At 34.8% G+C, this 8,565-nt stretch carries 7 protein-coding genes and 1 pseudogene; 5 read left to right on the top strand and 3 right to left on the bottom strand.

All coding sequences use genetic code 11. The annotated features are described in order from the left end of the window. The first annotated feature begins 11 nt into the window (after window positions 1-11). Window positions 12-620: a YpmS family protein gene (locus SAZ04_RS09665; RefSeq protein WP_332694504.1), complete on the top strand. Its 609-nt coding sequence runs from the start codon at window positions 12-14 to the stop codon at window positions 618-620. A gap of 200 nt (window positions 621-820) precedes the next feature. On the opposite strand, the gene SAZ04_RS09670 is transcribed toward SAZ04_RS09665, so the two are convergent. Then, the gene (locus SAZ04_RS09670) at window positions 821-2,371 is read right to left on the bottom strand and encodes a glycine betaine uptake BCCT transporter (RefSeq protein WP_332694506.1); all 1,551 of its coding nucleotides are present in this window, start codon (window positions 2,369-2,371) and stop codon (window positions 821-823) included. 758 nt (window positions 2,372-3,129) lie between these two features. On the opposite strand from SAZ04_RS09670, the gene fbp reads away from it, so the two are divergent. After that, window positions 3,130-5,061, top strand: coding sequence for a fructose-1,6-bisphosphatase (fbp, locus tag SAZ04_RS09675; RefSeq protein WP_332694508.1), 1,932 nt, complete (start codon window positions 3,130-3,132; stop codon window positions 5,059-5,061). 629 nt (window positions 5,062-5,690) lie between these two features. Continuing rightward, complete coding sequence (locus tag SAZ04_RS09680; protein ID WP_332694510.1) at window positions 5,691-5,999, top strand: hypothetical protein; 309 nt, start codon at window positions 5,691-5,693, stop codon at window positions 5,997-5,999. A gap of 265 nt (window positions 6,000-6,264) precedes the next feature. Here SAZ04_RS09680 and SAZ04_RS09685 read toward each other — a convergent pair whose 3' ends face one another. Further along, window positions 6,265-6,642, bottom strand: coding sequence for a tyrosine-type recombinase/integrase (locus SAZ04_RS09685; protein WP_332694512.1), 378 nt, complete (start codon window positions 6,640-6,642; stop codon window positions 6,265-6,267). Window positions 6,643-6,902: 260 nt separating this feature from the next. After that, window positions 6,903-7,084, bottom strand: a pseudogene (locus tag SAZ04_RS09690) (IS3-like element IS655 family transposase); the annotation flags it as partial. A gap of 403 nt (window positions 7,085-7,487) precedes the next feature. Here SAZ04_RS09690 and SAZ04_RS09695 point away from each other — a divergent pair. After that, on the top strand, window positions 7,488-7,784 hold the full coding sequence (locus tag SAZ04_RS09695; RefSeq protein WP_332694514.1) for an HPr family phosphocarrier protein: 297 nt from the start codon (window positions 7,488-7,490) through the stop codon (window positions 7,782-7,784). A gap of 479 nt (window positions 7,785-8,263) precedes the next feature. Beyond that, window positions 8,264-8,485, top strand: coding sequence for a hypothetical protein (locus SAZ04_RS09700; protein ID WP_332694516.1), 222 nt, complete (start codon window positions 8,264-8,266; stop codon window positions 8,483-8,485). Window positions 8,486-8,565 lie beyond the last annotated feature (80 nt).

Raw genomic sequence — 8,565 nt, forward strand, 5'->3', positions numbered from 1 at the left:
GGTGAAATAAATTGGACGAAATAAGAAAAAAACTGACATGGAAAGCTTTATTCCTAAGTATAGCAGGAATGAATGTACTTTTCCTTTTGCTTTTCCTTCTTCTTCTTTTGTGGCCCGTTTCTCATTCAGAACTATCTGAAAAAGAATTTATTGAAGAGATTCCGGGGGCTGAGTTCACGGTACATTCGAGTAAGCAAAATTTAAACGATCTCGTTAATGGGTATGTAGATAAACTGTTGAAGGATAAAAATAATAAATATACTGTTGCCTTTGATGAGGATGTCCATTTGGTGGGTTCTATTGAAGCCTTTCAAACAGACATTCCAATTTCAATTACATTGGAACCCACAGTACAAGAAAACGGGGACCTTGTCTTAGAGCCAACTGTCATGTCTCTCGGGTTACTAAATTTGCCGAAAAAGAAAATACTTGAATACGTTAGGAGAAATCTAGAAACGCCAGAATGGATAGAAATCGACCCTAAAAACCAATTGATCTATATTGCCGTTACACAAATGGAAGTGAAAAGTAATTTCAAAGTAAAGGTACAGCAATTTGATTTGAAAAACGATAAAATTTCCTTTCGTATTAAAGTACCGAATAAAACATTAGGATTATAAAGATGATGCAAGTTACTACAGCGTTGAATCTCTGAACAAAACGAAGGAGCTATTACCTTCAAAAGGGAAATAGCTCCTTCGTTTTTAAATCCATTTAAGACACCCCCACGGTTAGTTCCAAAGGAAAAAGCAGCCTCATCACAAAAAAACAAGCAATATACCAATAAAGTGGATACATTGCTTGTTTTATTCCTATACGTTTATCCAACGTTTTTTCTGTTTTCTTGGGTGCGTTTGCCAAGCGTGTCACGTTTATTCAACTGACCGATTTCTAGCTCTTTTGCTTCCTTGTTCAAGGATTTAATTAAGCTGGTTACCATTAATCCCATAATAACTGAAAATGGAAGTGCGGCGATGATCATCGTGTTTTGAAGAGCTTGTAAGCCCCCAGAATAAAGAAGAGCTAGCGCTGTAATGGAAAGAAAAACTCCCCAAATTACTTTAATCTGATTACTTGGATTTTGAGACCCATTCGTTGTCATCATACCTAGAACAAACGTACCAGAATCAGCAGATGTAACAAAGAATGTGATAATTATAACAATGGCTAAAATCGATAACACCAAACTTAATGGATAGCCTTCTAACACCCCGAAAAGGGACTCTGCAGCTGCTAAAGAAGAAATGGAAAGAAGACCAGATGATTCGATTGTAATTGCTGCACTACCAAATGTCGAAAACCAAATAAAACCAATAAGTGACGGTACGAGCAACACACAGGTAACAAACTCACGAATGGTTCGCCCCTTGGATACCCTAGCGATAAAAACACCGACAAAAGGAGCCCAAGCAATCCACCATGCCCAATAAAAGATGGTCCATCCCTTTATCCAACTACGTGCCTCTTCATTAAGTGGTGCAATTCGAAAACTCATGTTAATGAAATTTTGCATATAAGTACCAATCGTATCTGTAAATAAATTAAGGGTAAAAAGGGTCGGTCCAAAAATAAATACAATTAAAAATAAGACGGCTGATAGTCCCATATTCAAATTACTAAGTAGTTTAATCCCTTTGCTCAACCCAGTTAATGCAGATACCATAAATAAGCCAGTAACAACAAGTATGATACCCGTTTGACTTGCCATACCACTAGGTACCCCAAATAAGTAGGATAGTCCCCCATTTATTTGCATGGCACCAAAGCCCAATGTTGTTGCAATTCCGATCACCGTAGAGATAACTGCAATGATATCAATGACCTTACCAACGGTACCATCTACATGTCTTCCAATCAGCGGTCTTAAGGTCCGACTAATTAAACTAAGTTCACCTTTTCTAAAAGTAAAGTAAGCAAGAGCCAGCGCAACGGACCCATAGATGGCCCATGCATGGATACCCCAATGAAAGAATGTATACCTCATGGCATCTTTAATCCCCTGTGGCGTACCCACTTCCCCTGTGGGTGAACTTACTGCGTAGTGGCTAATCGGTTCGGCTGTTCCATAAAAAATTAATCCAATACCAACACCTGCACTAAAAAGCATCGCAAGCCAGGTTGGTCGTGAAAACTCAGGCTTGTCCTCCGGTTTCCCAAGTTTAATCCGACCAATCGGACTGACTAATAAATAAAAGCAAACAAACACAAACAATGAAACGATTATTAAGTAATACCAACCAAATGAATTAGTAATAAATCCTTGTGTACTACTCGTTATACTCTCTAACGAGGCAGGCATCGTGATACCCATCAGGACAAGACTAGCCACGATAGCTATGGATACGTAAAAAACAACTGAAGCATTTTTCATATTAATGATAAAACTCCCATCTTTGATTTGTTCGCAGACGGTTTTACTTCGATTGGAGAACAAATAAAAAGGTAAAACCAACGTTAAACAATACTTTTTTGAAGCAAATAGTAACAAACCCTTAAACATTGCAAATATTGCACATAGTACATACTTCTTAGAAAAACAACTAAATTCTAACTAACTTATATTACGTTCGTGCCATCTGTTCGGTTAATTGGATAGATAGTTTGATTTAATACGGGTTAGGAGTATTAAAATGCGATGACATTTCTTAGCTTATGGGGAATGTGTAAAGTCTACCAAACAAAATTACATTTATCACATGGGATAAACAAGCTTAATTAGGGTTCTAGTACTGCTATCTCTCCTGAGGTGAAGTGGTCCCTATCTATTCTTACTATCTCTATCGGATCCGAGGGGACAGGCACTATGTCCCTTTGCTTTCTGCGGAGAAAATTCTCTTTTAGCATTCCCTTTTTCAAGGTCTTATTTATTACCAATCCCAATAGTTCTAAATTTTTTTAATTCGCTACTACTTTTTGCTATAATAGTAGCATCTGATCGAATTGGTATATTTAAATTTAACATAGTTGTTGTATTGCTTATTATTCTTGATAAAGTTAGGAATAAATATATTATTAAGAAATTGCATACAAAGACAATGAAAATATACATACCGTTATAATTTCGATTTAAGTTTTTCGTAATCTTTTAGATGTAAAACAATGATGATTTTTGAAAGGGGATACATAATTTTGAACTCGAAATATTTAGATTTGTTGGCCCAAAAATATGATTGTGAAGAAAAAGTGGTCACTGAAATTATTAATCTGGAAGCCATCCTTAATCTACCAAAGGGGACAGAACATTTTGTTAGTGATTTACACGGGGAGTATCAAGCCTTTCAACATGTGTTAAGAAATGGTTCGGGGAATGTAAAAGGGAAAATAGAAGACCTTTATAAAAAGTTATTAACTGAAAAAGAGATTAAAGAATTTGCAACATTAGTTTATTATCCTGAAGAAAAGATAAAGTTAATTAAGAATGATTTTGACAATGAAAGAGAATTACATCAATGGTACACAGTAATCATTGAGCGTATGATTAATCTTGTTTCTTATGCCTCTTCTAAATATACGCGCTCGAAATTAAGGAAAGCATTGCCTGATCAGTTTGTTTATATTATAGAAGAACTTCTATACAAAACGGATGAATTCACAAATAAGGAACCTTATTATACAAAAATTGTCCAGCAAATTATTTCCCTAGGTCAAGCTGATAAGCTCATTATAGGTCTTGCTTATACCACTCAACAATTGGTTGTTGACCATCTTCATGTAGTGGGAGATATATATGATCGCGGACCCGAACCTGACAAAATTATGGATACGCTCATCAATTATCATTCCGTTGATATTCAGTGGGGAAATCATGATGTCCTATGGCTAGGGGCCTTTGCTGGATCCAAGGTTTGTCTCGCTAACATTATTCGGATCTGCGCTCGGTACGACAATTTGGATATTATTGAAGATGTGTATGGAATCAATCTAAGGCCACTTCTTAATCTTGCGGAAAAATACTATGATGACAATCCAGTCTTTAGACCAAAAAGACATTCAGATGAAAAAATATCTGAGGAAGAACAATTACAAATTACGAAAATTCATCAAGCCATTGCCATGATTCAGTTCAAACTTGAAAGCCCTATTATAAAGAGACGCCCGTACTTTAAGATGTCTGAAAGGCTTTTGCTTGAGAAAATTGATTATGAAAGAAATGAAATAACGATTCATGGGGAAACATATCCACTAGAAAATACTTGCTTTGCAACGGTTAATCAGGAACAACCCGATCAACTGTTGAAGGAAGAAGAGCTAGTGATGGACAAACTGTTATTTTCTGTCCAGCATTCGGAAAAGCTAGCTAGACATATGAATTTTCTTATGAAAAAAGGCAGTCTTTATTTAAAATATAACGGAAACTTATTAATACACGGCTGTATTCCTTTAGATGAAGAAGGAAATATGGAAAAAATGGTCATTGAAAATAAAACCTATGCAGGTCGTGATTTACTTGATACGTTTGAACGTTATTTACGACATGCTTTTGCACATCCTGAAGAGACAGATGATCTTGCGAAAGATATGGTCTGGTATTTATGGTCAGGAGAATATTCATCACTCTTTGGGAAAAGAGAAATGACGACCTTTGAACGGTATTTCATTAAGGATAAAAAAACCCATAAAGAGAGAAAGAATCCATACTACCATTTACGTGAAAATGAGGAAACCTGCCGCAAAATCCTAACAGAATTTGATCTTAATCCTGATCAAGGTCATATCATAAATGGCCATACACCAGTTAAAGAAATTGAGGGTGAAAATCCAATTAAGGCAAATGGAAAGATGATTGTCATTGATGGAGGCTTTTCGAAGGCTTATCAATCAACAACAGGTATTGCTGGATACACTTTATTATATAATTCCTTTGGTATGCAACTTGTCGCCCATACACATTTTAATTCAAAAGAAGATGTTCTACTAAATGGAACAGATGTTTTATCAGTAAAAAGATTGGTGGATAAAGAACTAGAAAGAAAAAAGGTTCTAGAAACGAATGTTGGAGAGGAAATATTACAGGAAGTCTATATTTTGAATAGTCTGATGGAATATCGCTATATGAATTGATACCAATCATACAATTTAACAGATTCTATTTTATATAATAATGTTTATTGTCGAGCTAACTAAAGCATTAATCTAGGAAATGGCTTTGATGAAGGCATACAATTTGATCCACATTTCTCTGTGGGAGAAAGAGGCTATAAAGAAATTGACGGAATTCTCTTTTATAACATATTGTTAGATTAACAGGACCCACCACGCCTCTCACAGAAGCGGACCACGGTGGGTCTTTCTATTTATAGGGGGAATACTAATGGAAAAAGATCTCCATATAAAAAAGCCCACTACTTTTTCGCAACAAGTTGAATTGATGAATGCAAAAAACTTAAAAATTGAAAATTCATAATATTAAGAAATTGTATACTTCGCTGCCATTTATGTTGCAAAAAGATTAATTTCATTCACTTTAGTGAGAGTGGTTAAATGGGAGATATGATGTAAACATGATGTAAACATGCCTCCAGAATCCTTAATACATAAAGTTTTTTAACTGGTTTACGATCTCAAAAGTACATTTGACCACGTTTTTAAGTACCAATTATTAGCAAAATGCCTGCTCTGATAAAAGTTAATGGGATACATTTTTTATGGTCATACTAAAATGACATAAAAAGTATTAAGGAGGGGAAACAATGCGAAAAGCTACTCCAATTAACGAGAAGACGGATAAGGAAATTATTGATATATTACCTAATAAAAAAGATGAAATAGGTAACCTTAATCGTTTATTAGCAGCTGTATTAAATTATCTGTCAGATGAAGAAGTAGAGGAAATAGATATTGAATACCTTCTTGATAACACGGAAGGTTTGCGAGAATGGTGGGATCAATATCGTGAAAGCAACAGAAAAAAGATCGCTGAAGAAATTAAAAAATCTCTAGGTGAACTGTCTTTGAAAGAATTAGAAAGCATCCATAAAAAGATAAAAGGAAAAGAGTAGTGAATGTAACCTCTTAGTACAAGGATGAAATCAACATTCATAAACGTTTTGTATTCGGATGCTTGAACAACTCGTAAAGCCTTATATTGACCTGTTTTCGGCTTGTAAGAAGGACCATGAATTGGCCATTTCTAAATAAAACAATGTATCTGCTTTAATTATTTGTTTTCCATTATCGTACCTCGCCTATCTGATATCAACCTATATGATGGTTTTATTAGGTTGTATAATTTAGGGTAATGCCTATTTATTTACAGTTGTTTTACTATAAGCTTCTCATTAGTTCACTAAACTTTTGGGAGGCTTTCTCTTCCGTATCAGCGGTTATTTGAGCATAAATATTCATGGTCGTTTCAATATCGGTATGGCCGAGACGTTGTTGAATTTCTTTCATCCCGACTTCAACTTCAATAAGGAGGGATGTGTGCGTGTGTCTGAGTAAGTGAGGAGTAAGATGTCGATCAATTTTTGCTAACTTGATTATACGTTTTATATGATTTTCAACAGTTTTAGCAATTTCGGGGTAGCCTAATGACTTGGCAATTATGAAATCCTTGTCGATGTATTCATCTCGAACCGCCATCCTGAATTTATTTTGAGCCTTCTTATGCTGGTTAAGCCCATTCATCACATCAGTGTCCATTTTAATCTTTCTTATGGATCTTTTCGTTTTTGGTGAAGGAGGTGGTACTCCTTTGTTTGGTTCTTATGGTTACGCAAAAGTACACTTTGATCTCGTCATTCTTGTCTATAACACTGCGAAACTAACTAGTGATCGTCTAAAACATCAACGAGAGCTTCTAGCAGCCTAAAAATTTTTAAAAACAAATCTTTATCAGTCGGTCGGTGATCTATTGACTTTTTAAAATACGGAATTATGAAGTTTTGGTATGTCAACACTATGATCGTCTTGAAAGTGGCTTCCGTAACAGCATTGTCATACGGAGTTCCTTTTTCACTTAATGAACGCTCAATGCCAAACGTTTTTAATGCCTGATCAATAAGCTTGTTTTTAAATTCACTCCTCTATCCGTGTGGAATAATTCGAGGCGATGAAGATTATATTTCACAGATGCAAAGGCACGTTGAAAAAACTCAGCACTTTTATGAGTTTTTTCAAAATGGATTCTTTTTATTTATCGTAAAATATGGGTTTGCGAGGTATTTTTGATCAAACTTTATTTCAAAGCTATACACAAATCGCTTCATTTAAAGAACGTTTAGGGTGGTAATTCATGTAATCAAAAAAAGAGCAAGTTCGCCAAGAGGTGAACTTACCCAAAATGCAGTTGAATCCATTCATAAGCCCGCTTAATCCCCAAGTTAGCAGTATATTGCCATTCTATGTTTCCGGTAAATTATTTTTATATCGGAATCAAGAAAACGCTTTCAGAAAAACATTGACATTAATATTCTGAAAATTATAAAATTATAGTAAGAATTAGTTGATCCTTATAATCATAAAAAGAAAGAGGTGAAGGGTCACAAATGGTTGAAAGAACTTACATAATAAATGATTTAGGTATTCGTGGGCGTCCTGCAATTCTTTTAGTCAGTACAGTCACCCAGTTTACATCGGAAGTGATACTGGAGTATAAAGAAAGGCAAGTGAATTTAAAATCTGTTATGGGTGTACTGTCACTTGGAGTTCCGAAAAGGGCAAGCATTAAAGTAATTGCGAAAGGTGCTGATGCAGTAAAAGCTATTGAAGTCGTTGATCAAGTGATGGAAAAAGAAGGGCTTGGTGTACAAGAACATAAGTGGTTGATGGGATTGCAGCCATAAATAATAAACTAATTGCTTTTGGTTATGTTTGTGGAATGGGCTTAGAACACGACATTCGGAAAAGCAGTATAAAAGTTCTTCTGTTCCCAAAATACAATTCAACAATCGGGCGCTTTTCATGAACAAGGAAAGCGTCTTTTTGCGGAAAAAATATTGAGTTGAACGTCTGCTTTTGAAATAATTGGTATTAAGCAATAGGGGCAGTTGAAGTAGTGGTTAACGAAAAAGAGGATATAGATGGCAAAGAGACGAAGACTCAAAAGTTATTTGACATATGGGGCTTTTCTGGAATAAAAGTGCAAGTCACATACAGGAAAACGATCTTCCGCAATCGGGCGCGTTTCTGCAACAACAGTAGAACGCTTTTTTACTAAAGACACAGTTGAGTTTAACAAGGATTTAAAGGATATATCTATCTGATTATTTTCTCCTTATGTTAAAATTCAGAAAAAAATAACAGTGGAAAAGAAGGTGTAGTCTTGATAAAAACAGTATTTGTAGGCTTAATATCATTTATCATTGTAAGCAGTTTACTTTTATTGATTGGATATTTATTTGATATTAAATTTTTTATGTTTAGTTTTTACGAAAAAACTTCTACGGGTTTTGAAGTAGGCGGTTCAGTAATTCCTTTTATTATCGGAATAATTTGTAGCTATTTTATCGGTAATTACTATCAAAAAAGACAACATAGTTATTAAGTTAAACCAGCTAATAGTTTGTCAACATTTTTCAATAAAAAGATTAATAATCTCATGATATACTGAATTTACACATGCTA

It is taken from the genome of Halalkalibacter lacteus (assembly GCF_036663595.1).
In the GTDB taxonomy this organism is placed as follows: Bacteria; Bacillota; Bacilli; order Bacillales; family Bacillaceae_D; genus Halalkalibacter; species Halalkalibacter lacteus.

What these genes read in the sequence shown, in the direction of transcription:
- SAZ04_RS09685 (WP_332694512.1), bottom strand. Translation starts at nt 6,642, where the DNA reads ATGGACACTGATGTGATGAATGGGCTTAACCAGCATAAGAAGGCTCAA.
- SAZ04_RS09670 (WP_332694506.1), bottom strand. Translation starts at nt 2,371, where the DNA reads ATGAAAAATGCTTCAGTTGTTTTTTACGTATCCATAGCTATCGTGGCT.
- SAZ04_RS09695 (WP_332694514.1), top strand. Translation starts at nt 7,488, where the DNA reads ATGGTTGAAAGAACTTACATAATAAATGATTTAGGTATTCGTGGGCGT.
- SAZ04_RS09680 (WP_332694510.1), top strand. Translation starts at nt 5,691, where the DNA reads ATGCGAAAAGCTACTCCAATTAACGAGAAGACGGATAAGGAAATTATT.